General features: G+C 59.3%; 21 protein-coding genes. 9 read left to right on the plus strand and 12 right to left on the minus strand.

The features are described 5' to 3' along the window. The first annotated feature begins 32 nt into the window (after positions 1-32). A complete protein-coding gene (locus AC56LW_RS04075; RefSeq protein ID WP_499631912.1) occupies positions 33-746 on the plus strand; it encodes an HPP family protein in 714 nt (237 codons plus the stop codon). A 102-nt stretch (positions 747-848) separates the two neighbouring features. On the opposite strand, the gene AC56LW_RS04080 is transcribed toward AC56LW_RS04075, so the two are convergent. Continuing rightward, on the minus strand, positions 849-1,625 hold the full coding sequence (locus AC56LW_RS04080; RefSeq protein WP_499631916.1) for a class I SAM-dependent methyltransferase: 777 nt from the start codon (positions 1,623-1,625) through the stop codon (positions 849-851). A gap of 234 nt (positions 1,626-1,859) precedes the next feature. Between AC56LW_RS04080 and AC56LW_RS04085 the strand changes: the two genes are divergently transcribed. Both AC56LW_RS04085 and AC56LW_RS04090 read left to right on the plus strand, forming a co-directional pair. Then, on the plus strand, positions 1,860-2,294 hold the full coding sequence (locus AC56LW_RS04085; protein WP_499631918.1) for a hypothetical protein: 435 nt from the start codon (positions 1,860-1,862) through the stop codon (positions 2,292-2,294). A gap of 1,149 nt (positions 2,295-3,443) precedes the next feature. Beyond that, on the plus strand, positions 3,444-3,980 hold the full coding sequence (locus tag AC56LW_RS04090) for a DUF2262 domain-containing protein (RefSeq protein ID WP_499631920.1): 537 nt from the start codon (positions 3,444-3,446) through the stop codon (positions 3,978-3,980). 219 nt (positions 3,981-4,199) lie between these two features. Here the strand turns inward: AC56LW_RS04090 and AC56LW_RS04095 are convergent, their stop codons facing one another. Both AC56LW_RS04095 and AC56LW_RS04100 read right to left on the minus strand, forming a co-directional pair. Beyond that, positions 4,200-5,147: a hypothetical protein gene (locus AC56LW_RS04095; RefSeq protein WP_499631922.1), complete on the minus strand. Its 948-nt coding sequence runs from the start codon at positions 5,145-5,147 to the stop codon at positions 4,200-4,202. Between the two features lie 24 nt (positions 5,148-5,171). After that, positions 5,172-5,891, minus strand: a complete 720-nt coding sequence (locus tag AC56LW_RS04100; RefSeq protein WP_499631924.1) for an EcsC family protein — start codon at positions 5,889-5,891, stop codon at positions 5,172-5,174. Positions 5,892-6,277: 386 nt separating this feature from the next. Between AC56LW_RS04100 and AC56LW_RS04105 the strand changes: the two genes are divergently transcribed. Then, the gene (locus AC56LW_RS04105) at positions 6,278-7,540 is read left to right on the plus strand and encodes a hypothetical protein (RefSeq protein ID WP_499631926.1); all 1,263 of its coding nucleotides are present in this window, start codon (positions 6,278-6,280) and stop codon (positions 7,538-7,540) included. A gap of 395 nt (positions 7,541-7,935) precedes the next feature. Next, positions 7,936-8,058 (plus strand): H-NS family nucleoid-associated regulatory protein, encoded by a 123-nt coding sequence (locus AC56LW_RS04110; RefSeq protein ID WP_499631928.1) that lies wholly within the window; start codon positions 7,936-7,938, stop codon positions 8,056-8,058. Between the two features lie 435 nt (positions 8,059-8,493). Here the strand turns inward: AC56LW_RS04110 and AC56LW_RS04115 are convergent, their stop codons facing one another. Together AC56LW_RS04115 and AC56LW_RS04120 are read right to left on the minus strand one after the other, a co-directional pair. Then, positions 8,494-11,421 carry a S8 family serine peptidase gene (locus AC56LW_RS04115; protein WP_499631930.1) on the minus strand — a complete coding sequence of 976 codons (2,928 nt, stop codon included), beginning with the start codon at positions 11,419-11,421 and terminating at the stop codon, positions 8,494-8,496. Positions 11,422-11,478: 57 nt separating this feature from the next. Further along, positions 11,479-12,033 carry a hypothetical protein gene (locus tag AC56LW_RS04120; protein WP_499631932.1) on the minus strand — a complete coding sequence of 185 codons (555 nt, stop codon included), beginning with the start codon at positions 12,031-12,033 and terminating at the stop codon, positions 11,479-11,481. A gap of 1,001 nt (positions 12,034-13,034) precedes the next feature. Between AC56LW_RS04120 and AC56LW_RS04125 the strand changes: the two genes are divergently transcribed. Further along, the gene (locus tag AC56LW_RS04125; RefSeq protein WP_499631934.1) at positions 13,035-13,487 is read left to right on the plus strand and encodes a DUF6624 domain-containing protein; all 453 of its coding nucleotides are present in this window, start codon (positions 13,035-13,037) and stop codon (positions 13,485-13,487) included. 383 nt (positions 13,488-13,870) lie between these two features. Here AC56LW_RS04125 and AC56LW_RS04130 read toward each other — a convergent pair whose 3' ends face one another. Then, a complete protein-coding gene (locus AC56LW_RS04130) occupies positions 13,871-16,078 on the minus strand; it encodes a putative bifunctional diguanylate cyclase/phosphodiesterase (protein ID WP_499631936.1) in 2,208 nt (735 codons plus the stop codon). A gap of 242 nt (positions 16,079-16,320) precedes the next feature. Between AC56LW_RS04130 and AC56LW_RS04135 the strand changes: the two genes are divergently transcribed. The 3 genes from AC56LW_RS04135 to AC56LW_RS04145 are packed head-to-tail and all read left to right on the plus strand — an operon-like array spanning position 16,321 to position 19,348. After that, positions 16,321-17,391, plus strand: a complete 1,071-nt coding sequence (locus tag AC56LW_RS04135) for a M35 family metallo-endopeptidase (protein WP_499631938.1) — start codon at positions 16,321-16,323, stop codon at positions 17,389-17,391. Between the two features lie 17 nt (positions 17,392-17,408). Then, positions 17,409-19,055, plus strand: coding sequence for a type VI lipase adapter Tla3 domain-containing protein (locus AC56LW_RS04140; RefSeq protein WP_499631940.1), 1,647 nt, complete (start codon positions 17,409-17,411; stop codon positions 19,053-19,055). Positions 19,056-19,081: 26 nt separating this feature from the next. Continuing rightward, complete coding sequence (locus AC56LW_RS04145) at positions 19,082-19,348, plus strand: PAAR domain-containing protein (RefSeq protein WP_499631943.1); 267 nt, start codon at positions 19,082-19,084, stop codon at positions 19,346-19,348. A 1-nt stretch (position 19,349) separates the two neighbouring features. Here AC56LW_RS04145 and AC56LW_RS04150 read toward each other — a convergent pair whose 3' ends face one another. The 6 genes from AC56LW_RS04150 to flhF all read right to left on the minus strand — a co-directional run bounded on the left by AC56LW_RS04150 (position 19,350) and on the right by flhF (position 24,414). Then, complete coding sequence (locus tag AC56LW_RS04150) at positions 19,350-19,865, minus strand: hypothetical protein (protein WP_332532430.1); 516 nt, start codon at positions 19,863-19,865, stop codon at positions 19,350-19,352. Between the two features lie 79 nt (positions 19,866-19,944). Then, on the minus strand, positions 19,945-20,700 hold the full coding sequence (gene motD, locus AC56LW_RS04155) for a flagellar motor protein MotD (RefSeq protein WP_332532431.1): 756 nt from the start codon (positions 20,698-20,700) through the stop codon (positions 19,945-19,947). 9 nt (positions 20,701-20,709) lie between these two features. Continuing rightward, positions 20,710-21,453 carry a flagellar motor protein gene (locus AC56LW_RS04160; protein WP_332532432.1) on the minus strand — a complete coding sequence of 248 codons (744 nt, stop codon included), beginning with the start codon at positions 21,451-21,453 and terminating at the stop codon, positions 20,710-20,712. Beyond that, positions 21,435-22,163 carry an RNA polymerase sigma factor FliA gene (locus AC56LW_RS04165; protein ID WP_183555772.1) on the minus strand — a complete coding sequence of 243 codons (729 nt, stop codon included), beginning with the start codon at positions 22,161-22,163 and terminating at the stop codon, positions 21,435-21,437. The genes AC56LW_RS04160 and AC56LW_RS04165 overlap by 19 nt, the downstream gene beginning before the upstream one ends. Before the next feature lie 42 nt (positions 22,164-22,205). Then, entirely contained in the window at positions 22,206-23,024 is an 819-nt protein-coding gene (locus AC56LW_RS04170; RefSeq protein WP_332532433.1) for a MinD/ParA family ATP-binding protein, read from the minus strand. Continuing rightward, a complete protein-coding gene (gene flhF, locus AC56LW_RS04175) occupies positions 23,017-24,414 on the minus strand; it encodes a flagellar biosynthesis GTPase FlhF (protein ID WP_499631948.1) in 1,398 nt (465 codons plus the stop codon). The genes AC56LW_RS04170 and flhF overlap by 8 nt, the downstream gene beginning before the upstream one ends. Between the last annotated feature and the right edge of the window lie 219 nt (positions 24,415-24,633).

A 24,633-nucleotide genomic window follows, 5' to 3' on the forward strand; every position in this document is an offset into this window, starting at 1 on the left:
AACAATCTCCTCATTTTTAGAAAGATGTCATCTTGTCGTCCTTTCAGCAATGGTGTCGCGACTTCCTTCCCGCCCCGATTCCAATAGCGCCTCGTGAACAATTGCGCAGCAGCCTTGGCGCGCTGGTCGGGATATTGTTTGCGGGCTTGATTGCCTGTTTTTTCGTCGGGCCAATTGACAATCTGCCTCTGCTGGCAGCGCCCTTGGGCGCGTCTGCCGTGCTGTTGTTCGGCGTACCGGCAAGCCCTCTGGCCCAGCCATGGGCGATCATTGGTGGAAATCTGATTGGCGCAGTCACAGGCGTCAGCTGCGCTTACTTGATCCCGATGCCGCTCCTGGCGGCAGCAGTTGCCGTGGCAGTCACGGTCATGCTGATGTTTTCGCTTTGCTGCGTGCATCCACCGTCCGGTGCGGTGGCAATCACAGCGGTGCTGGGAGGCAGCAAGATTCATGCACTCGGCTATGCATTCGTGCTGTTCCCGATCGGTCTCAATTCTGTCGCCCTGCTCGCCGGCGCCCTTGTTTATCACAGGCTCACCGGGCATCGCTATCCTCACCGCGCAATTCACAAGGCACCTGCGGCCGACCATGACGCGACGGAGATGTTCACACGTGCGGACCTTGATGCGGTATTACGCAGGCGCACCGAAATACTGGATGTCGATGCCGATGACATGGAAGCGGTGCTGGAAGAAGTAGCGCAGGAAAGTCAGCGACGTCGTATGACCATGTCGAATTCGTCCTGAAACGGGAGATGGTTGATCAGTGTGCGTCGCGGCGGAAGGTGCCATGCCACTTCCACCCCCAGGCCGCAACGCATCGACAGCAGCGGCCAGAAAACCTGGCGCTCAGGGCTTGCGAAACACGACCGCATGCTGGATCGGCAGGGACTTGATGCTGCGTTCCCATGTCAGGCCATGCGCCGTGGCTTCACGCCGTATCTGTGACTCACTCATCTTGTGCAGCGGCTTGATTGCGACTGCCGGATCCTCGGCGCGATATTCGACGAAGACAACGCGCCCGCCCGGCTTGAGGGCAGCGACGATGCTGTCGAGGACTTCCGCGGGATAGGCGAGCTCGTGATAGACATCGACCATGATTGCCAGGTCGACGCTGGCCGGCGGCAGTTTGACGGTGGTTTCGCTGCCCAGTACCGAAACCACATTACGCACGCCGCGCTTCGCCATCTGGCTGTCGAGCATGGCGATCATTTGCGGCTGCACGTCGACGGCGTACACACGCCCATTGGGGCCGACTTTTTTCGCCAGCTGCCAGGTGTAGTAGCCGGTGCCGGCGCCGATGTCGGCCACCGTCATGCCGGGCGCCAGCGCCAGGTCCCGCAGCAGCAATGCCGGCCGCTCCTCGTGTGTGCGGCTTTCGCGCTCCAGCCATTGCGCACCCTCCCATCCCATCACACCGGAGATTTCGCGGCCCATGTAGCGCTTGCCGATGCCATCCGGGCTGGGTGCGACACGTTCATAGCGCGTATCGGCGAGCGCTGTTTGCGCCACGGCCTCAATGCTGGCCGACGACAGCAGGGTCAGCGCCGACAGGCAGGCCAGCAGGATGGGGAGCGTACGACGGGTGCGGCCGGTGCGGCAGTTGCTCGAGCGGGTGCGGTGCATGATCGGTTTCCGTAAGAATCGCTGCCTGCAATGGCGCGGCAGGCTTGTCGTGAATGGGAATGATCAGTGTAGCTGCGTTGGCTGTTCGATGTACTTTCCCGTGGCGACTGGCGTCGAACGATGTGCGCTGTTCACAAGGACTCAGCGAATCCGCGAATCGGGCTCGGCTCGTGACACCTGCGCTGTCCACTTGAAGTACACATTGTGTAACGCCACGCTAATTTTTGAGAAAGCTTGACTACCCAAATGCCAAGATATAGTGAGCAGTATATAACTCGCTTAATTGCTCAGCACGGCTACGGGGCTCTGGTGGATCTCGCGGGGATCGCCTCTGGTTCTGAGCTTTTCGTCGCGAAACATCCTTCTGCTGGTTTGCCTCGCCCCATCTTCGTCATCTTCGAGCTGATCACGTGGATAGCGCAGACAGATCGCTCGACCATTGGAGCCTACTATAAGACGACGCCAGTTGCGCAAATGAACTGCGTCTTGGCAACCCTCGACACGCTTGGAGCTGTCGAGCTGTACGATTACGGCACGCAGCATTTGCAAGACAAAGAGGCAAGCTATAAGGTCGATAGTTGGATTTGTGAAAATGAGGCAGCAATCATCGACTGGGCGTTTAATGTTTTAAAAAACCATTCCGCTGAGCTGGCGGCGGTCTGCAACTAGATCGTTTTTGGGGAACCAACGTCAGATATGGATCAGCGGCTGCCTATCGATACAGTCGGTGACTTACCCAGTCCGGCAAACTGTTAAGCTAACGCCAATGGCCCGGTTCGGCCAATTTCAGACTTGAGCACGCATTTTGGTAAAGTATTAATAATATTCAGCAATAAGGAAAGGAGTAATGGTGCAACTTTCTTTAGGCGCTGACATTGCGTGTAGTTGGTTGCGCAATAAATGGTTCTATCCGCTCGCAATCGCTGTTGTCTTGAGCGACGTAAGCCCGCCTCACTTCCAGGATTGGAGGCATCCTCGGCTGTTTGAAAGCGCAGTGCTGTTTGACTTAGCAGTTGTACTGCCCCTGCTCTACTTCTGGTGCTACCACGCCAGAGGGACGGCGGTGATCCTACCCAAGGTAAGTCTAGCTTCGCTCGGCATCTAGACTACTTCACACCTTATTCCTGCTGAACATCAGCATGTTCTCAATTCCACCAGTTGGCTGCGCACGATGGCTATAGCCATACTTGCAATGATCGAGATCAAAATTCTCTTCGGCTTTTACAAGTTAGTTTTTGCATCCAACAAAACTCCGGAGGAAATCGCGAACGAGCTAGCAAAGAATCTTAAACTGCCACTCTGGCCGATGCGTTTAGTCGCCCTTGAGGCACGAGTATTAAGTAACCTGTCTCAATTTTTGAAAAGTCTGCTTCGTCGTCGCTAGCATTGTCGCTTTGCATCATTTAAAATGGCGAAAAAGGATCTAAGGGTGCTTACCGGATAGGGGACGAGCGTCCGTATATGGACGCCTCCTCGTTTGCAAACAATCCGTTTTCAGCCTGTGAGGTACAACTTCTCATGTATATCCGGTCTGGTACTGCTGCATCTGCTTCAGGCGCTGGAACCTGATGGGCTATTCACGCGCTGACCAAGAGCCGGTGAAAACAAACCGTCTTTGTGGAAACTCCATTTGGGCACTAGCGTGCCCTTAGGGCGAGGAGGAGTCCATTCCATTACTTAGGATCGGCAGCTGCCTGTCGATACAGTCGGCGACTTTTCCAGTTCGGCAACCTGCTAAGCTAACGCAAATGGCCGGGTTTGGCCAAAAACGAACGGTATTCAGCTCTTCGATTTTGGAAGGATGTCTGAAAAATTATCATGTTTGACGCGCTCAGACGAGCGTTCCCTAGCGACAACAAGTTCTTGAAATCGACGCAAAGTGAGGTAGCTGTCGAACACGCTTTCCTCGGCATTTTGACTCCGGATAAAAATGTATCGTCTGTTCTCGTCGCTCAGACTGCGTATGAAAGTCGACTTGTCGAAATCCGCGTCTCCAAAGACGATACTTCTACAGACGAGGCATTGCTGCTTGCTGATTCTGCCGTCCGGTCATTAAAGAATATCGACATCCGGGCGAGATTACTATTGGCTGATGACTGCCTCGACGGCTACAACTCGGACTGGAGATTCGGAGACGCTCAACTTGAAGATGGCTCAACAAAAGCATTCGATAAACCAATGCTTTCTAGAGAGGATTTTTGTACGAACGTCCAACTTAAAACCATCGAAATTTGTGGGAATTCCACAATTACGTTGTGGTACAGCGATGACGATATGTTCTGGGGGCATGACCTTTTCGTCACATCTTTTGACGGCTTAAGCTTTGCAGACACCCATGTGTCAATGAGTGGTTAGAAAGTTCGTCCAACGTCCGGATTGGATCGAAACCGGTTTAACGGCGACCGGTCGATTTCGGCCAGAAGCGGACATGGCGGGCAACAGAGGCGCGTTGTCGCATATTGAAGTCTATGATCGACGCCAGATAGATCGATGTGAGATATTAGATGTCGTCAGGTTGGAGCGGCACTGGAGAGCAATCCATTCTGACCTCCTCATCGATAATTTTCTCGAGCGTCATTTAGCGCAAACTAGTTGTTGGGGCTTCACCAGGTTCGGCAAACGGCCGCATGCCCCACGCGCGATCATTATGTCCTGAGTTGCATAAGACCACGTCGCAGTATCAGTTAGAACCTGACCGTGAAAATTCTTCTGGTTAATATCAATGCCATGCGCGAGAAGAATGTCGAGGACTTCGGAAAACTTTTGTGGATCGTTTCCTAGGTCGTACATCAGCTGATGCCAAAGTATGTGTCCAAAATCGTTGATTCTCTGGTCCAGTCCGCCACCTGTCGCGATCAGCTTCTTCATTAGAAGATAGGCGTCTGATTCGCTGTAATAACTCGGCCGATGATCAAGTTCGAGCGCAGTCAGTGGCGTGCGCCCGTTGAGCGGTTCAACGATATCGGCGCCGGCGTCGATTAAGGCAAGCGCTCCGATATAGTTCCTTTCGTCGATCAGCGCAATGACCTGACGTGCATTTGGACTATTAGAATAAATTGGCGCCAGCGTCAGGGTGGGCAAAGGCTTGGCAGCATTTTCATCCTGCGTTTGTCTGGCGCTCGGCAGAGCCGATATCCTTGTCACGCTCTCTGCCTCTGCTCCAGTTGGCATGGTGGGACTTGCGACAGACAACTGTTGGGCCGTACCCGCCGTACCGAAATACGGGATTGCCAGTACAGCGATCACTCCAACGAAGCTGCAAACCGCTGCTCCGATCGCCGTTACCCTCAACAATTTGACAGCTAGATGGCCGGCTACAACAGCCGTTTTACATAGCGCGGCGAAGATGCCTTGCAGCGCGGCAAAGACGCCTTGCAAGGCAGCGAGTACCAGCAAGATGTCGATGATGAGGACAACGGGAATCCCGACTACGCTCGTGAAGCCGATTAGGTTGAACAGGGCGATGAAGCCCCAGCGTACCAGCCGCCGGGCGATGAATTTCGCGAAAAGATCAGCTAACATCGTCGTGTTGTAGAGTGTCCTCGTTCAATCTACGACAAACGTGTCTCTGGCGATATTCCCGACCGTGTTCGTTGTCACCGAATCAAAGGTCGCGCCGACGAAGCCGCCAACCAACGGAATTGCCTTGCCGATGTTAATGACGCCGGTCTGGCCGAACTTAGTTAACAAGCGGAACCCAACTGCTTGGTTGATGCGCTTGATGACTTCCACCGAAATATTTTTAACCGCCTTTTCAGTCAGCTTAGTGCCGAGTTTGATACCGACTTCCTTAGCGATATCTTTCGCGGCATTGCCGCACAGGCAAGCGTAGACAAGCGCCTTGACCCTATCGCTTTTTAGATCGTGCCCGCCCATGTGCGCAATTGCCGCGATCATGCGCACTTGAACGTACATAACGCTCGAAATGTTTGCTGGTATTGTCACTGGCATTAATGCAATGCCTCCTAGTCCGTTTACAAAGCCAGACGTGCCGGCCTTCGTATTCTGCCATCGGATCAGCGAGTTGGTCCGATCGCGCAGCGTACCTTTGCCCTTCAAATAATCCTCTGCCATCTCCTGCGCGGAATCTAGGCCGGGAATGCCGTTTACGGCCTTGTCGTAGGTCCAGTCCAAGACCTGCATAAGTTTCGATTCAGTTACTTCGTTTGACATGCTGTTAGCCGCACCATGATTTTTTCCAGAACTATACAATACCACAAGTAAATATTCCATAAAAGAAATATTATTTGCTGACTTACCCATCATCGGCTTGCATAGCGGCGCCGGCTAAAGCAGCGAGGTGCACCTCTTCAGTACGCGCGTTTATGGAATGTTTTTCCAAATTCGTGGTAACTGAACGTCTGCAATAGGTCGCTTCCTACCCTTCATGAAAGTCCGCGCCTTTCTCCGCCTTAGTGACCTGATATGCTCAGGCGAACGGCTAGGTTCGGCCAAAAGTAGACCTATTGAAAATTCAGCCTTCCGTTAGACCCGCAACGCAGCCTTACGTTCGCCGCCGACTCGGCGCGCCGACCCGTCCCACGCCAAGCACACTTCGTCCGCTCAGGCAAATCTGGGCGCAGCCGTTTCTGTACAAACTTTGCGAGATCACCTACAGTGCGTAGCGATCGCCACTTTGCCTTGATTCGATAATGAAGAAATGCACTGCCCGCGCCGCCGCTCGCGCGCTGGGATTGCGGACCTACCGCAACAACACACCCTGCCGCGAAGGCCACGTCGGACCACGCCTCACAAGCAACGGCAGCTGCGAGAAGTGCGCCAACATCAGCGATGCCAAGGCCAAGGCTACCAAGCGCGCGCTGAACGCGGCGCGCGTGGGGGAGCGCGAACAGACGCGCTTAGCCAGCCTGGTACTCTGCACCCTGGAAGAGGCGTACGCCGCAAGCCGGATGCGCTACTTCACTGGGGAGCCGTGCAGCGCCGGCCACGTGGACGAACGCTACGTCCGGGGGGGGCACTGCGTGACCTGTCATCGCCTGGCGGCCCGTGCTGAGCGGGACAGGCTGCGCCAGGCGGGCTTGCCCACGCGCGCGCCGAAGCGCCCGGCGGCCGGTCTGCGGCCCGACGACCCGGATGCGAGCATGCGGCGGGCCGCGGCGCTGGCGGGACAGAAGCGTTACATCTCGGTGCGCCCGTGTCCGCGTGGCCACGTAGGCACCCGTTATGTCCTGAGCGGCAACTGTGCGGTGTGTCCGCTGCGCCCCCGAAGCCGCCGTGCGAGGCCGCTCGGCCTTGCACCTGAGGCGATCGAGGTGGTTAATGCACGGTGGCGCGACACACCCCTGATCGGCCGCCTCGCAGCCCGGGCGCAAGGGGCGGTGCGCTACTTCAACGGCAGCATCTGCCCCGAAGGCCACCGAGCGCCGCGCTACATCCACAACAACGAGTGCGTGGCTTGCTCGGCCGCGCGCAGCCGCCACCGCTACCACGGCGACTCGCAGTACCGGCGCGCTTTCATTGCCTACAACACGGCTTATAACCGACGCCCTGATGTGAGCGAGCGCCGGCGCGTGAAAGCTAGCGAATACAACCGTCGGCCGGAGGTGCGCTCGCGCCTGCTCTGCCGGCTGCGCGATGACCCGGTGCAGGCGCTGCGTTGGAACATGCGCACCGCACTGGCGAACGCGATGCGCAAACGGGGCGGCCGCAAGGACCGGCACCTTGAAGCGGCGCTGGGCTGCAGCGTGGTCGAGTTCATGCGTCACCTCGAGCGCCAGTTTCTTCCCCGCATGGGATGGCACAACCGGGCCCGCTGGCACGTCGACCATATCGTGCCACTGTCGAGCGCGTGCACGTTGGAGGAGGTGGTCGCGCTGTTTTGCTTCACCAACCTACGTCCGCTCTGGGCGGCCGACAACCGCGCCAAGGGCAGCCAGCGGCTGTTCCTGCTGTGACGGCGATATAGGAGAACGGCGCGCGGTTCTCGGCATGCTACGACACACATGAACGTCCGTTATGGGTCGGGAGCCGCCTGTCAGGTCGTTGTTCGGCCCCTCTAGTCGGCGGGTATCTGTTCGACTGCGAGAGGCAAAAATCCTGAGACAGCGGCACCACTTGTACTATGGTGTTGAGCTAAACCAAGGTTCAACATGCAAGACTTGTCAAAATTTTCGATTAACCAGCTTCGTGCGCTGGAGGTGCAAATAATCGGTGAGCTGAAAACCCGCCACTTCCTCAGCATCAGCCAGGCGAGGCCAGAGAACAAATCCTGCATATCGCTCGTAACGCCGGCATATCTGTCGAGCAGCTCGTCGCTATCAAAACGCCGAAGGTTTTGGGAGTAAGCAAGGTGCCAATAAAGTTCCGAAACCTGGATGACGCCATCCAAGTATGGAGCGGTAGCGGGCGCCAACCAGTCTGGGTCAAGCATCGGATCGAGTCCGGCAGATCATTAGAAGAAGCTCGGCTCTAAACGACGGGTGGCCGGTGTACCATCCAGTCGCGATGGACTGGTATCAACCACAGGAATCGACCTTATCGCCTTCACGACTGCAATGCGAAAAAATGCCCGCGCTGGGCGGGCAAATCCAGATCTCTTTGGAGAGAGTTGGAAGAGACTACTTCAGTATGCTGCATTGCAGCAGTATCGTCTAATTTATTGTTTTGATATCGGTCATACAGGTAAATGAGGCACAGGATTGGGTTTTAGAGGCCAGCGCCGCGCGCGCAGCGCGCGATGCCAGCAACTCTCAGGATCAATCAAAAAGGCCTCCCCTGCGGGGGCCTTTTATTTTGTCCGGACGGAGAGGCGAAGATTCCAAGAGTTGGACCTACCGCCCCCTCCGAATCGCCCATTTGCTGGTGCAACGCGCCAGCGCACCATACCAGCATGCCGACACGCAGCGCTTTATTCCATGATCTTTCCCGACTGATCATGGCTGCAAGCCGAGCTATTGAACGACGCAAGAAAAACGCCGCTTCCGGGGACTGTTCCAACAACACACTGCTTACCCAGATTGTTATTGTTAGGATCGCCATTGCTGTACCGGACCTGATATTCCCAGTCCGATACAACGGAGCCGCCGAAGCCAAATACCGCACGGGCTGTCGCATTGATCCACACCTGCGCTCCATTGGTAGCAAAGAAGCTAGAACAGTTACGCCGGTTCGAGACCCTTCCCGATTGGGTGGGTACGCCTAAGACATCGATCGCGGCCGATATCGGCACTGCCTTAGGAACGAAGGAGCTGAACAACGGTGTGCCCCGTTCGCCAGGAGGTTCACCCTGATTAGCACAGGTGGCGGAATTTCCAGCAGACGTAGCCGGGAAAGTAGGCGAAAAATTGGAGAGTATTATTTTTGCAGGAAGCAGCTCCCAGTTGGGAAAGGTCGTGTTCACATAAAGATTGACAGTACGCTCATTGCACGAGATACGGCGGGCCGGGACAACATTTCTCGATATCGCGGCGAGCTCGGTTTCGAAATCATTCAGTCCTGCTGGATCGAACAAAGAACTGTTGACGTAGTAGCACAGCACCTCGAAGTCGGAAACGGATTTCTCATCGAGGGAGATTTTGGTCGCATTGGGGTATTGCGTCAGCAGATCATACGATGGGCTTTGGCCGCCGCTATGGTCGAACTTCAGGTCAAAAGGCGCGCGCTTAGACGGGTCGCCGATAAATCCATCACCATTGAGGTCAAATGGGGAAAACGTCGCCTCAATGGGAGCAGGCGGCGCTGGCGGATACGCTGTCGGAAATATATGTTGCAGAAACTCTTTGGCGTGCACGATATTGAAAACTTTGCCCACGACTGCAGCGTTAGGCTGCAGCAATCTGAGCCTGGTCGGCGCGTCGAAGGTATTCTCGCCTGACGCGGTATCAAGATTGAGCAAGGCTGCAAACGCATCGATCATCGGCTTTCCCGCACACGGGTCAGGCGTTGTCGCCGATGGCGCATAGGCGGTGTTCTTGAACGTGTTGATTAATGCTGTCGAATCCAGTGTCGGCCGTACCGTGAGCAGCCATGCGGCCAGACCAGCAACCTGCGGCGCCGCCATCGATGTGCCGGACATGAATCCGGTGGTGGACACGCCGGTAAATGAAAATACGTTCGTTCCAATTGCGCCGATATTGCCATCGATATTGCTGCTGTTACTCAGGCACGCAGGTGTCGGGCGCTGCCCCGACACGAGGGGAAGTGCAAGCTGGCGGTTTTCAACGACCAGACCATTGCGTAACGGAGGCAGTGGCCCCGTGCCATCGGTCAGCACCGTGAGTGCGGAGGCGTTCCAGTAACTGGCTTTCGCCGCCCGTCGACCGTTGTTATTCCCCGCCGCTGACACCTGAATGACCTGGCCTTGATAGTCGAATGGCTGCGTGGTTGGCAACAAGGGCCAGATGTTATCGGTAAATTTTCGCCATCCAAGAGCGTGTCCATTCACGGTGGAATCAGCATACTCCGGACAGCTTGGCTTGGAGTTCACGGTGCCATTACAGTAGCCTAGGCTAATGTTGATGACGAAGCGTTTCCACGGGTTCTTCAAAATAATCGATTTGATTCTGGCTTTCATAAAATCGAAGTAATTCACCGCTACCTGTATACCGCCGATTGTGAGGAAGTATGCTTTGTTGGGCGAACCTGCCGGCACCGCCAGATCGATGGCGTGTAGGGGTGTATTAATCGGCAGTACCCCGGTTACCTTGTCGATTGCGCTCGATGAGCCGCCAAAGCTTCCTGCGACAATGCCGAGCACATGATAGCCATGCGCCTCACTTGCCGTGACCGCGAAGTCGGCACTGTTTGCAGTGCCACTCAAGGCTTGCAAAAAAGCGGCTGTCGCGCCAGCGCCGAACTTATCGACGACAATTACTTCGACCTCGGAATGGAATGCACTTGTATCGAACAAAGGTCCTGGCCACGCGGCAGCGACCCGCGCTGCGGTCTGGTGAAGCAGATTGACCGTGCCTGACGCATCGTTCGCTTCAGCAGGGGTCACGTTACTTGGAAGCGCCAAGGTTTGCGGAATCAGGATGCGGTCCACGGTATCAAATGCACCGCTGGCCATCAGGCTCGACGCAATGGTATCGAGCGTTGCTGCGTCACCAGGTGACGGAAGCTGCAGCGATACCACGGGATTTTTCAGCTGTGAGAACGCAATGCGCGCGCCGACTGCGGTAAGCGCCGCATTGACCTGCTGTACGGTTGCCGTGGCGCGAATGACAGCCTGTAGCTCTTTCGAATAGAACTCGGCATTGGACACCGGGTCGATAGCAGTCACCAAATCCATCTGCGTGCGCGGTGCGGCGTATTCCTGCAGCAGGGAAACGGCAATGCTGCCTGGCGCTCCGATGATCAAGGTACCGGGCGCGCTGGTTACCGGGGGATTTGCGCTGACCTGCCATGAGAGCGCACTCTGTGCGAAAACGAATGCACGGTCGTGGCGCAGTGTGATCGTGTCAGCTGGCGTCACGCTTGAATTGGCGGCGATGCGTGCTGCCAGGACTGTCCCATCCAAGATCATTGTTCCTGAGCCAACGCCAGTCAGATTGGCAACCACCCCAGTATGGGCGTCAGTGCCGGTATTTTTAATTGTGACTTGAAACACGTAATCAAACACCGTTCGACTCACACGGGTTTCGGACATTTTTGTCAGCGTGACTACTTTCAGGTCAGCAGTCGGCAGCACGGTAACGGCTGTCGCAGCCAGTTTCGCCGATTGGCTTTCCGAGACGGATGAAACCTCTCCGCCACAACTCGTTATGCCCGCAACAATCGCCAAGCCAATCAGCGCTCGATAAATCCGCAACATGTGCTTGTTCAGATTCAACGTCATTTCGTACTCCTTGAAGGCTATTCGACTAGAAAGAAAACGTTGGGGTGTACTAATGAATTACATGCGGATATGACGGCGCAAGGCCAATAGGGACGCCAGGATAAAGATCGACAGTGCGCTCGGTTCCGGCACCGGCACGGGCTCATCGAATACCGTGGTCGTTCCAGTGTCGATGGTGGCGAAGGTCATTGGATCGACGATATCGAAACGTTGATCGGACGGTTTTCCATCGCCGAGAAACGTGAAGGAAACCGAGAACCCGCCAAGTGACGAGCCCGATGAAATTCCATCCACGAGCGAGAGCGCATCAAAAAAACCATCCGCAGGAATACCGCTATCCGGAGAAATCGCGAGTGCATCCCATCCAGCAGGCGCCGAGATTACGGCAAGGTTGGCATAGCTCCCTGACTCGAAAAACGTGGTGAATTCAACAATGGTCGGATCGCCGATTTCAGCAACTACGCGGTAGTCGTATCGCCACTGCGTTCCCCCCAGGGAGACCGCGTTATAGCTGACGACTGCGGCCGACGCCGTGGATGCAAACGTGAGACCAAAAGAAAGAGCCAAGGCCAGGCACAGGAAAATAAAGTAGGTACGAACACCGGCAACCATGTGGTGTGTGCATCGGAGGTCGTGCTGTATTGGGTTCAGTAGGAACGATCGCATGATGGTAATCCTCTATTTGAATGGGCGGGAAAACGAGGAGTGGCCGATGGAAACATCGCCCCGCTGCAGGGACAAGTACGAATCCATGTACGCGATCGGTATGCATCAATCATTCCAGGCGTATGACGATTTTAAAAAACAAGTAGTTACAAGGAGCCTATAAATAAAATGTAAGCTTTCTCGACATGTCCCGCGACGATATTGATGCAATTAGGAACACCAAGGTGCAGCGCGCCATTGGTAATTGCAATTGATGACATACACTGAAGTGGAAACTCTGGCATCGCTGACTGGTCCCAGTGGCCTTCGACCTAGTGGACATCGCCACCGTTTTTTATGGCTGGACGAGGTTAGCCGGAGTGCCATTCGTATACCGGAGCCAAGGTTCTAGCTGTGCTGAACGCTGCTGCGGAATGACTGGTTTGGGCCGTGACCGGCCTATGGACCGACCACAGGATTTCCAGCCTTGCCACCTGCTATGCTGGGCCGAACGGCCGGGTTGGCCAGGAGCGGTCCTTCGCACCGGTCGATGTCGACACAATCTGGTTGTCGAAAACTATACTGCGTAGTCAGCCATAACGAGTGCTGGAGATGGGATGTTGTCCAAATGATGATTGCGGCAGGCGCTTTTTTGATGGGCCTTGGAGGCCTTTACGTTGGGCAGAGCATTGAGGGTGAAATGTCTATGCCCGCGATGATTGCATTCGCTATCGGCATCATTTGGTTGTCGCAGGCGCCTGTAGTTGCATTGCGTGAGCGCGTACGCGAACTAGAATCGAAGTTGGGCGGCAGCTCGTCGGTTGACAACGCATAACCGTTCACTCTGGGGTCGGTAGCGGCCTATCGTGACAGTCAGTGTTTTTTCAACGCAGGCAACCTGCTAAGCTGACGTGAATGGCTAGGTTCGGCCGGGAGCGGACCTAACCTGAGATCGTGAGAGGACACTGATGAAGAAAGAATTTGTCTTTTGCGCTTTGTCTGGTCTTGCCTTGAACGCGGCGGCTCGACAAAACGACTGTACGATTGTTGGCACCCGTCTGAACGAGCTAGCCAGTGCTGACCAACAAGTGCGACAAGAGTGGAGCTTGCTTGAGCAAGATGCCAAAACGACGCCTGCCCAAAGAGATGCTTTACAACAGCGATGGCGCACTATCGATGGTAAGAACCTGAAGCATTTCAAAAAAATCATTGCGGCCTGCGGATGGCCTAAGACAAGCAAAGACAGCCACAGTGCTTGGTTGTTGGCTCAGCATGCCGACAGCGACATTGCATTCCAATGCCTTGCAAAAGAACTTCTTGAAGCCTCTGTCAAAGCCGGTATTGCAGCGCCGCGAGTTCTTGCCTATCTTGCTGACCGCATCGCTGCCAATGAGGGCCATACACAAGAATATGGAACCTAGTTTTTGCAAACGGATCGCTGCCATTTGGTACTTGACCCTGTCGATAACCGGCAGCTGGTGAATCGCCGACGTTTGGCTATTGGACTGCAAAGCCTTGAGGAATATGAGGCCGAGGGACGCCGGCGGTTTATCCCATCTGATTGTGCAAATTCTGCAATTGAGCGCAAGACTCAACGACTGCTCTGAGTCGAAATCGGACTACTGCACACCTGCTTGCCCTGCCGACTATGGTCAAGCTTTATTGTTGAGGCAACTAGTGCATACCGCTGTGCCGACGTGCGCTGGCAGACACTACTTGCACGAACACGATGCCGTAACACGCCTGTTCCAGCGATTACTTACGGCAGCCTTCATTATTCGTCCATAGCAAGACGTGCGTACGCCTACGCAACGGTCGTAAGATGGCCTTGCTGACCCTGCACAGCAGGCGCCGCGCGCAGTAGCGCTTCGATGGCGTCCGGCGCCACCGGCCGGCTGTAGCAGAAGCCCTGCATCTGGTCGCATCCGTGGGCCAGCAAAAAGGCGAGCTGGTCCGCCGTTTCGACGCCTTCGGCAATCACGTTGAGCTTCATCGAGTGGGCCAGGCCGATCACGGCGTCGACAATGGCGGCGTCATCGGCATCGTCGATCAGGTCGCTGACGAACGAGCGGTCGATCTTGAGGCTGTGGATCGGGAAGCGTTTCAGACTGGCCAGGCTCGAGTAGCCGGTGCCGAAATCGTCGATCGCCAGTTGCACGCCCATCGCCGCCAGGCGCGCCATCGTGGCTGTGGCCGCCACCGGGTTCTGCATCAGCACGCTCTCGGTGATTTCCAGCGTCAACGCGCGCGGGTCGCACCCGGTTTTCTCGAGCAACACGGCGACGCGCTGGGCCACGTCCTGGCCCAGGAACTGGCGCGCCGACAGGTTCACGCTAACGCGTACCGGCGGCAGGCCGCCCTGCTGCCAGGCCACTTGCTGGGCCATGGCGGTTTCCAGCACCCACTCGCCGATCGGCACGATCAGGCCGGTTTCTTCGGCCAGCGGGATGAAGTCGGCCGGCGACACCATCGGCTTGCCCAGCGGCTGCCAGCGCAGCAGCGCTTCGACGCCACCCAGGTGGCCGGTGGCGATATCGACCACGGGCTGGTAGTGCAGCACGAATTCGCGGCGCTGCAGCGCGCGTTGCAGCTCGCTTTCCATGCGCAGGTGAAGCGCGGTCTGCGCGCCCATGTCGGCCATGTAGAAGCTGAAGCCGTTGCCGCCCTCGCCCTTCGAGCCGTACATGGCGCTGTCGGCGCACTTGAGCAGCGTGGCGCTGTCGGTGCCGTCGCGCGGGTACATGGCGATGCCGATCGAGCCGGTCGGGAACACCTCTTGCCCGCACAGCAGCAGCGGCTGGAACAGGTTGTCGAGCAGCTTGCGGGCCACGCGCGCGGCGTCGGTCTCCCCGTTCATCTCGGGTAGCACGACGACGAATTCGTCACCGCCCTGGCGCGCCACGGTGTCGCTCTCGCGTAGCGAACTCGACAGTCGGCGTGCGATCTCGACGATCAGCTGGTCGCCCGCGTCGTGCCCGAGCGTGTCGTTGACGTGCTTGAAACGGTCCAGGTCGATGAACATCACCGCCACCTGGCTCCCGGCGCGGTGCGCGTGGGCAATCGCGCGCTCGAGCCGGTCCTGCAGCAGCACGCGGTTCGGCAGGCCGGTCAGGGCGTCGTGGTTGATGACGCGCAGCAGCGCTTCTTCGGCGCCCTTGCGGCGCGAGATGTCTTCCACCACCGAGATGAAACGCTGGTTACCATAGGCGTCGCGCATCGTCGAGACACTGACATTGACCCAGATCGGCGTGCCGTCGCGCCGCAGCAGGCGCCGCTCGCGCTGGTAGTCGCTGATCTCGCCGTCGCGCAAGCGTTTGACCAGCGTCAGCTCGTCCGGCAGATCGTCCACGTGCGTCAGTTGCTGAAAGAAGCGCTGCAACAGTTCGATTTCGGTGTAGCCCAGGATCTGCGCCATCTTGCCGTTCACGCGCAGCAGGCGCCCGTCCGGACCCAGCAGCACGATGCCCACCGCTGCCTGGCTGAAGGTCAGGCGGAAGAACTCCTCGCTCTCCTGCAGGCGCAGGCGCGCCTTGCGGCGGAAGGTGATGTCCTGGCCGATCAGCAGCAGCATGCAGCCACCGGGCTGCTCGGTGCGGCGGATATTGAATTCGAGATGGCGCACGCCGTCCGGGTGGCCTTCGAGCGAGACGAGCACGTGGTCTTGCGGCATGCCGGTGTCCAGTGCAGCGCTGACGCGCGCGGCCAGGCCGGCGTCGGGCAGCCAGCGCGCGAGTGGATGGCCGGCGCTGGCCGATTCTTCCGGTGCGTCGATCAGCTCGGCCATCATGCGGTTCATCGAGCGCACGCAGCGCTCGGCGTCGATGACCAGCAAACCTGCCGGCATGCCGTCGATCACTTGCTCGAGGTAGTTGCGGTTGTGACCAAGCAGTGCATGGGCGTCACGCAGCGCATGCGCTTCGCTGGTGTCCCAGGCGAATTGGCCGGTTGTGGCGCCCAGGTTGGTTGCCGCAAAAGCTTGCGGTGCGGAAGTCTCATTCGGCTGGATCATCATGGGAAGCACCTGTAGCTATGCAACGTAATCGAGTGTTATTTTTTGTTGGATACGATTGTTGCATAATAGCAAACTAAGCCTGCTCAGGCGATGGTTGTCGCTCCTCTGTTGTTATTTCGTATGAGATTTTTGTGTAGCAGAAGACACGATTCAAGCTCGCCATCGCCTGGTGCTGCAGCGGCTCAATGTGGGCAGAGAAAATAAGGTGAGAGTTATCCGGTCCAACCCAACCGGAGTCCACCATGCATCCAGGCTTTCTGCTGTCGCGCGCCGCTGGCGCACTCGCCGTTGTGTGCAGTGCTGGCGCGGCGCATGCCCAGGTCAACGTCACGCTGAGCCCGGCGCAGCCGGCGGTTGGTCGCGGCGACAACGTCCTGGTGAGCGTCACGCTGACCAATACCTCGAACACGGTCCAGCACCTGCTGCGCTGGCGCACGCCGCAGCAGGTGCTGGAGGCGCCGCTGTTCGAGGTGCAGCGCGACGGTCAGCCGGTGCGCTACCTGGGCCGCCGCATCAAGCGCGCCGCGCCGGGGCCGGCTGATTACCTGCAACTGGCCCCAGGCGCGGCGCTCACGCACACGGTCGAGCTCTCGCGGTTCTACGAGATGACCATTACCGGCAACTACACGATCCGCTATCGCAGTCCGGCCATGCCGTCGCCGGGCACGACCGTCGGCGCGGTGGTGGGCGAGCTGGCCTCCAACCCCGTCACGATCTGGATCGACGGCCGCCTGCCGCGCGGCAGCAGGACGACGATCCTGCCGGAAGCAGCCGCCCCTGCCACGGGGTTTGCCAATTGCAGCAATGCGCAGCAGGAGCACCTGGTGACGGCGATCGACGCCGGGCGCGCGATGGCGGCCGACAGCCAGACCTACCTGACCTCGGGGGCGCCATACGGCGCGCGGTATGCGATGTGGTTCGGGGCGCAGGACGCTGCGCGCGGCGCGAAGGTCGTGGCCAATGTCACGGCGATCAAGGATGCGTTCGAGAACAAACCCCTCAAGATCGACTGCGATTGCGACGAACCGTATTTTGCCTACGTGTATCCGGCGCGGCCGTACACGGTCTGGGTGTGCAAGGCGTTCTGGGCCGCAGCGGCGACAGGGACCGATTCGCGCGGCGGCACGCTGCTGCACGAACTGAGCCACTTCGACGTGGTGGCGGCGACCGATGACCACGTGTACGGCCAGGCTGCGGCGGTGGAGATGGCGCGCAGCGCGCCGCAGCGGGCAATCAACAACGCCGATTCATATGAGTATTTCGGCGAGAACACGCCGCGGCAGGCGACTGCGGCCAAGGCTGCCGGGGAGTGATCGACATGCAGAACAGGATGAACGAGCGACGCTGGATCTGGATGACTCTACTCTCAGTGATCGCGCTGCTTTGCGGCAGGTGGTTGTTCGGAGAACATGCTGCCAGTGGTCGCGAACGCGACTGGCAAAGGAAAACGCAGCAACTCAGACTATTGGAAGCTGGTACATCCGAACAATCCCGGCGCGAATATGTACTTGAAGTGCTGGGGTTAGGTGTCACAGTTGAAAAATACCGCCAGGGCACACTCTGGCATGCGTTGCAGGAAGGTGGAGCGTATAGCAGCATCCGTGAAGCTGATCCCAAAAAATATCCATGGAGCGGGCTCGACAAGATCGGGCAAACAGGTGGCCGCGCCTGCGACGCACTGGAAAATGGCGCCGACTCATCTCCCATGTTTTGGGGCGTGCCATCCATGTATGCAGGTGGGCCAATTAATAATCCAGTGGAGCAGCCAAGTGCAGTCAGGCCAATGCCCGGCCTTGCATCAAGCGCAGATGGTACTGGCATGGCATGGCACCTGTTCGTCACTGGACCGTGGCAACTTGGGGAACGACCCGATCAATTATTGGAACAGGCATTCGCGTTTTTTGATGCACACCCCGATCTGCCCTATCTTGTGCTACTGGCCAACGACGATGAAGCTGATCGCGACAATATGCAGCCACCCGGCAGCGCCCCCCTTGTCCGTGATGGCTACTACATTCCCAAATACTCCGACGCCAGTGCCGTCTTCGTCCTGGCCCGGCGCGAGCGGGTCGAGCCGTTGCGGCCGTATGCATGGAATGATCCGGACAACGACTACCTGCAAGAAACCCTGCGCCGCATGTACATCCGACTTGAACAAACGGTACCCATGCGCCCGGAACTGAAAGCCGAATGGCCCCACATCACCAGACAACCCACCGTCGACGAATGGCTCCCCGCCGCCGCCAAATTCGCCAAACACCCCGTCTTCGACCGCCCCGAAAGCACTCTGCTCGACGACTACAAGCGCTGGGCCAATCCGCCTCCGAAAGACTGGAAGCCCACCCCCTGGTTCCCGGTCCCGTGGAACCGCAATCAGCTTGCCGCCTTCGACGCCCTCCCCTCGATGGGATTCATCCACCGCCCCGTGTTCGTCAAGTTCGAGGATGAGCAAGGCAAGCCGGTCAAGCGCCGCGACGCGCGTCAAACGCTGCTGGAAGCCGGCTGGCAGCAGGCGCTGCACACGCTGCCCAAAGCAGAGCGCGCTGCAGGCCCGGCGCGCATCATCGCCGCGTTCAATCACGACACCGAACAGAAGATCGCGCTGGCAGGCACGCTGCACGCGTATGCCGCGCAGGGTGGCCCCGACATCGACACCGGCAAGACGTCACAGTTCATCGATACCGACCAGCGCATGGGCAATACCGGCGCGGCGACCTTCTTCGTCCAGATGGCGGTGGGCGTGATGGGCAGCTACATCGACGGCGGCGCCTCGGCCGCGATCAACCTGCGCGACCCGACCGGCGCCAGCATCGTGTTCATCAGCCCGCCGAGCAAGGAACGGCGCGAGGCGCAAGGGGCGAACATCTTCAAGCATATCGTCCAGCCGTCGATCGACCCGGACAACTACAAGCCACCGACAGTGGCGTCGGTACTGGGCGCAGACGCCATCCCCGAACACGACACCCCATCCGACTGAATCACCGTCACAAGAAAGGCTCAATCATGCGCAATATCATCAGGCTCGGCGACGCCACCTCGCATGGTGGCAAGGTCCTCAGCGTCAGCGCGCGGCATGTCAGGGTGGGCGGTATTCCGGTGGCGTGCGTGGGCGACACCTGCAGTTGCCCCGTCAAAGGTCACAATGGCTGCAAGATCGTCAGCGGCTCGGCGCAGCACAAAATTGACGGCAAGTCGATTGCCTTCGATGGCGACAAGACGAGTTGTGGCGCGACCCTGATTGCCAGCGCCACCAACTGCAAAGCGCCTTGAATCAGCGCGCGGCCATCCTGACCGTGTGCGAAAACTTCACCGGTAGCGCCGGGCTGCTCTTGATGCCGCCCGCGTCAAGCTTGCGCAAATCGGTCACCCATGGGCCGGCATAGCGGATCTCGTAACTGTGCTGGCCCGGCTTGAACGCATAGGCCTGGGTGATGTCGAGCGTGTTCAGATAGGTCGTCTGCGGCTTGACCTCGAGATAGTCGGCTGGCCCGAGCGGACCGCGCTTGACCATGCGGCCCGTGTAGGCGACCGTGTCCGTCAGTGAGCTGAGCGCAAAACGGGGGGCGCTCAGATCGTCGCCCAGCGCGATCTCGCGCGGGATCCATATCGGTACATCGCCCCGGTTCTCGATCAGCACCCGCACCTTGACCTTGCCGGCCCCGGTTTCCACTTCGAGCCGATGCTGGACGTTCACCTTGGCCTCCACGGCCTTGACCACGCCAACCAGGCCGACCAGCGACAGCACCATTGCCAGCTTGGCCGCCGGCGAGCTTCGTTTGACATGCATTGCGACTCCTCGAGGATTCACGGCAGGCGTCACCCGCGCGACGCTGCCTGTCGATTATGACATGATTCCTTCAATACATTCACGGAAGTATGTTACCGCCGGTCTCGGGCAGCGCCGCCAGGATCATCACCGCCACGCGCCGGTTGCGCGCCTTGCCCACCTCGTCGGTGTTGGGCGCCACCGGCCGCGTCGCGGCAAAGCCGATCGCCGACAGGCGCACCTCGGGCACGCCGTTGGCGGCGAACAGCCGCACCACGCTGCTCGCGCGCGCGGTCGACAGTTCCCAGTTCGATGGATACAGCGGATTGGCGATCGGCAGGTCGTCGGTGTGGCCTTCGACCTCGATGCGGTGCGTGTCGTTCTTGAGCAGGCCGGCCACCTGCGCGAGGATTTCCTGGCCTTCGCCGTCCAGCACTGCTTCGCCCTGCGGGAACAGCACACTGGCGTTGATCTCGACGCTGATGCCGCGCGCGTTCTGGATCACCCGCACCTGCCCCGACTTCACCAGCGGCAGCAAGGTCGCCGACAGTTCGCGTGCCATCACGCCCATCTTTTCCTGCTCGCGCCGCGCTGCTTCGTTGCGGCGGCGGTTGATGATGTGCGACAGCGGCAGCACCGGTTCGACATTGGTGTTGACCTTCGTGGCCGCGCCACGGCCGCCGAACGCATCGCCGAGCGCATCGGACAGCACCTGGTACTTGCCCTCGTTGACGATGGAGATGGCGTACATGACGACGAAGAACGCGAACAGCAGCGTGATCAGGTCGGCGTACGAAATCAGCCAGCGTTCGTGGTTTTCGGTGGGGACATCGTCATCGTAGCGCTTGCGGGCCATGGCGCTGGCCTAGTGGTGCGTGAGCAGGCTGGCGACGCGCTCGTCGACGACGCGGCCATGGTCGCCACTGGCCAGGTCAGAGAACACTTCGGCCAGGATCTCGTATTGCGACACCTTGTCGCTGACGATGGCCTTGAGCTTGTTGCCGACCGGGTAGAAGAACAGGTTGGCCATGCCCACGCCGTACACGGTCGAGACGAACGCCACCGCAATGCCCGAGCCCAGGCGGGCCGGATCAGACAGGTTTTCCATCACGTGGATCAGGCCCAGCACCGCGCCCAGGATCCCGATCGTCGGCGAGTAGCCGGCGGCCGATTCCCAGATGCGCGCCGCCTGGCGCTGGGCGAATTCGTAGCCGTTGATTTCATGTTCGAGCAGGCTGCGCACCTTCTCGGGTGCGATGCCGTCGACCACCAGGCGCAAGCCCTTGGCGACGAACGGGTCGGCCTTGTTCATGAATTGTTCGAGCGAGAGCAAGCCATCGCGGCGCGCCGTCAGGCTCCATAGCGCGATCTCGCGCGACAGTTTCTGGCGCCCGTTTTTCGGTGGCACGAACACCCAGCGCAGCATGGTGATGCCGCGCAAGAAGGTGCGTGTCTCGCTTTGCAGGAGCACGGCGCCGAAGGTGCCGACCACCACGATGGCAAATGCGGCAGGCTGGATCAACGACGAGAACTTGCCGCCGTCGAGGGTGTAACCGAGAAAGATGCCGGCGATTGCCAGCACCAGGCCGATTACGCTGGCCCAGTCCATAATTGCTCCCTTAAGGTGGTGCGCAAACGTGCGACGGCCTGGGTGTGCAGCTGCGACACCCGCGATTCACTCACGCCCATCACGGCGCCGATTTCCTTCAGGTTCAGTTCTTCTTCGTAGTACAGGCCCATCAGGAGTTTTTCGCGCGGCGGCAGCTTGTCGATCGCGTCGATGACGGCCTGGCGGAAATCGGTTTCCATCAGGCTGCGCAGCGGGTCGGCATCGTCGACTGCGTAGCGGTCGAGGAAATTGTCGCTGCCTTCGTCGGCGTGGAAGTCTTCGTAGTACAGCAGCTGGTGGCCGCCCGAGTCGGCCAGCATGTCCTGGTACTCGTCGAGCGAGATCTTGAGCGACGCGGCCACTTCGGATTCGCTTGGCGGGCGGCCCAGGCGCTGCTGCAGCGACTGCATCGCGCCCTCGACCTTGCGCATGTTCTGGCGCGTGCTGCGCGGCATCCAGTCGCTCGAACGCAGCTCGTCGAGCATCGCGCCGCGGATGCGCAGCACGGCATAGGTCTCGAACTGGGCGCCGTGGTCGTCTTCGTAGCGGTTGATCGCGTCGAGCAACCCAATCATGCCGGCCTGGATCAGGTCATCGACCTCCACCGAAGGCGGCAGCTTCGCCTTCATGTGGTGGGCAAGACGCTTTACCAACGGCATATGCTCCGTCAGCAAAGAATTCTTGTCCGCTTTCCCTTTGACCGTATACATGCTGGCGTATGTCTTTTTCTTTATATGTCGATGGCGACTGTGTCAGGAACCGATGGACGCGCTGCCCTGGCGGCCGAACTGCGGCAGTGCAGGCAGTGCGAACTTGCCGGCCAGCTGGCGGAACGCAACCGATGCGCCGGCCAGCGGGAAGGCATCGACCACGGCCCGGCCCAGGCGCGCGGCGCGGTGCAGGTATTCGTCGGCCGGCACGGCGCCCATGAAACTGAGCTTGACGGCCAGGTAACGTGTTGCTGCCAATGACATATTATCGTATACCACCTTGGCCTCCCCCTCAGTCGCGCCGGTGACCAGGATGCCGAATGGCCGGCGACCCAGTTCCTGCGTCAGGCGCTTGATGAGCGAGTAGGCATTGGTGATCGAGGCCGCACTGGTCGACACCTGGATCACGATCTCGGAACTCGACATCAGGGGCACCGGAAATTCGCCGTCCGGGCCCAGTTCGCCATCGACGATCACGATGCCCGCCTGCGTGGCCAGCACGTCAAAGGTCTTGCTCAGGCGGCGCACATCGTCGGCCGATTCGGGCGTGCCCATGGGCACCACCGCGAAGCCTTGCGGGGCTGGATGGATCACCTGGTTCAGCGCGCTTTCCTGGCGCGCGACCTGCAGCAGCGAGGCGCCGCGGTTCAGGCCCAGGCGGCGGGCGACGCCGTATTCGACATTGCAGGCATCGACGATCAGCACTTCGTTGCCGGCCTGGGCCAGCGAGGCGCCCAGGTTCACCAGCATCGCGCCCTTGTCGTCTTCCGGCGTGGCCGACAGAAACGTGACCACGCGCGGACGCGGGCCTTGCAGCATGCGGCGCAGGCCTTCGGCCTGGTCGAAGTCAAAACTAGCCATGCGACACCTCGCGGCGGTTGGCTTGCGCGGTGGCTGCCATCAGCATCGGCAGATCGGCGTCCGCCGGGGCGGTGCCACGGTTGCGGAACGCGCGGTCGATCAGCATCGCGCTGTCGGCCACGTGCAGGTCTTCCGGCACGCGCTGGCCGTTCGAGACGTAATGCAGTTTGAGCTTCTGGCGGATCACGATGTCGAGCACGCCGCCGGTCGAGGCCGCCTCGTCCATCTTGGTCATGATCGCGCCGTGCAGGCCGCTGCCCTGATAGGCGCGCACGACTTCGTTGAGCGTCTCGTTGGTCGACGTCGAGTTCAGGCACAGCAGGCGTTTGACTTCGGCGCCCGAGCCCGACAGCATCGCGACCTGCTCGGCCACCATGTGGTCGCGCTGCGACATGCCGATGGTGTCGATCAGCACCGTGTGCTTGTTGCGCAGTTCTTTCAGGGCGATGCGCAGGTCGGCCTCGTCCTTCACCGAGTGCACCATGACGCCGAGGATCTTGCCGTAGATGCGCAGTTGCTCGTGACCGCCGATACGGTAGGCATCGGTGGTGATCAGGGCCAGCTTGTCCGGGCCGTGGCGCATCACGCAGCGCGCGGCCAGCTTGGCCGTCGTGGTGGTCTTGCCCACGCCCGTCGGGCCGACCAGCGCGAACACGCCACCTTCGGACAGCATCGCGTCTTCGTTGCCGATGGTCGCCAGGTTACGTGCCAGCACGGTCTTCACCCAGCGCATCGCTTGCGCCGCGTCGTTCATGGCCGGCATTTTTTCAATGATATAGCGTGCCAGCGTGGTCGAGAAACCGGCAGCGAGCATTTCACGCAGCACGGTGGCCTTGTGCGGCTCGCGCTGGGCGGTCGAGCCCCACGACAGTTCGGCCAGCTGGGTTTCCATCAGGCCGCGCATGGCCCGGATCTCACTCATCATGTTGCTGACTTCCGAGGTCGCCGATTCCTTGGCCTGGGTGATGGCGGCGCTCATCATGGCGGTCATCGCGGCCATGTCGATGGTCGGTTCAGGCGCAGGGGCACGGCGTTCGGCGTAGGTTGCGGCCGGCTCGACGGGGGCCAACGGCGCCACGGGTGCGACGTAGGCAGGCGCGACCGGCGCGTTCATGACCGGACCGGCATCCTGGTAGCGGCGTGCCGGGGTAGCGCGCGGCGCGGCTGGTGCGAGTTCGTCGAAGTGCTGCAGCTGCGGTTTTGGCTGCGCCATCTCGGAGTCGGCCACGGGCGCGGACAGCGACGCGACATCGTCATTGTCGAGTGCCAGGATTTCGACGGCGCCGTCGACCGGACGGTTGGACAGGATGACGGCATCCGGGCCCAGGGCTTCGCGCACCTTGCGCAAGGCATCCCGGGAAGTTGCCGCTGTAAATTTCTTCACTTTCATCGTGGTTCTCCGCACTTCAATCTATGTTCTGCATGACGGGCACATGCCCATCGATAGGAATCATTATTGTCGATGCCGTGCGGAAACGATCAACCGAGAAGGATGGGGAAAAGGGCCTATTTCCCCGCAACCAGAAAAAGTGATACCGGTTTATTGAAATCAGACAGGATTGGTGCGGAGGCCGCCCGGGTTTGTGCTGGCGCAAACAGGTGGCGTTCC

The sequence above is a fragment of the Telluria sp. LT2P80 genome, from assembly GCF_059685955.1.

Bases quoted from the DNA above. Each gene is read 5' to 3' on its own strand.
- AC56LW_RS04080 (WP_499631916.1), bottom strand. From the start codon at position 1,625: ATGCACCGCACCCGCTCGAGCAACTGCCGCACCGGCCGCACCCGTCGT.
- AC56LW_RS04090 (WP_499631920.1), top strand. From the start codon at position 3,444: ATGTTTGACGCGCTCAGACGAGCGTTCCCTAGCGACAACAAGTTCTTG.
- AC56LW_RS04095 (WP_499631922.1), bottom strand. From the start codon at position 5,147: ATGTTAGCTGATCTTTTCGCGAAATTCATCGCCCGGCGGCTGGTACGC.
- AC56LW_RS04100 (WP_499631924.1), bottom strand. From the start codon at position 5,891: ATGATGGGTAAGTCAGCAAATAATATTTCTTTTATGGAATATTTACTT.
- AC56LW_RS04105 (WP_499631926.1), top strand. From the start codon at position 6,278: ATGAAGAAATGCACTGCCCGCGCCGCCGCTCGCGCGCTGGGATTGCGG.
- AC56LW_RS04115 (WP_499631930.1), bottom strand. From the start codon at position 11,421: ATGACGTTGAATCTGAACAAGCACATGTTGCGGATTTATCGAGCGCTG.
- AC56LW_RS04120 (WP_499631932.1), bottom strand. From the start codon at position 12,033: ATGGTTGCCGGTGTTCGTACCTACTTTATTTTCCTGTGCCTGGCCTTG.
- AC56LW_RS04125 (WP_499631934.1), top strand. From the start codon at position 13,035: ATGAAGAAAGAATTTGTCTTTTGCGCTTTGTCTGGTCTTGCCTTGAAC.
- AC56LW_RS04130 (WP_499631936.1), bottom strand. From the start codon at position 16,078: ATGATGATCCAGCCGAATGAGACTTCCGCACCGCAAGCTTTTGCGGCA.
- AC56LW_RS04135 (WP_499631938.1), top strand. From the start codon at position 16,321: ATGCATCCAGGCTTTCTGCTGTCGCGCGCCGCTGGCGCACTCGCCGTT.
- AC56LW_RS04140 (WP_499631940.1), top strand. From the start codon at position 17,409: ATGAACGAGCGACGCTGGATCTGGATGACTCTACTCTCAGTGATCGCG.
- AC56LW_RS04145 (WP_499631943.1), top strand. From the start codon at position 19,082: ATGCGCAATATCATCAGGCTCGGCGACGCCACCTCGCATGGTGGCAAG.
- AC56LW_RS04150 (WP_332532430.1), bottom strand. From the start codon at position 19,865: ATGCATGTCAAACGAAGCTCGCCGGCGGCCAAGCTGGCAATGGTGCTG.
- motD (WP_332532431.1), bottom strand. From the start codon at position 20,700: ATGGCCCGCAAGCGCTACGATGACGATGTCCCCACCGAAAACCACGAA.
- AC56LW_RS04160 (WP_332532432.1), bottom strand. From the start codon at position 21,453: ATGGACTGGGCCAGCGTAATCGGCCTGGTGCTGGCAATCGCCGGCATC.
- AC56LW_RS04165 (WP_183555772.1), bottom strand. From the start codon at position 22,163: ATGTATACGGTCAAAGGGAAAGCGGACAAGAATTCTTTGCTGACGGAG.
- AC56LW_RS04170 (WP_332532433.1), bottom strand. From the start codon at position 23,024: ATGGCTAGTTTTGACTTCGACCAGGCCGAAGGCCTGCGCCGCATGCTG.
- flhF (WP_499631948.1), bottom strand. From the start codon at position 24,414: ATGAAAGTGAAGAAATTTACAGCGGCAACTTCCCGGGATGCCTTGCGC.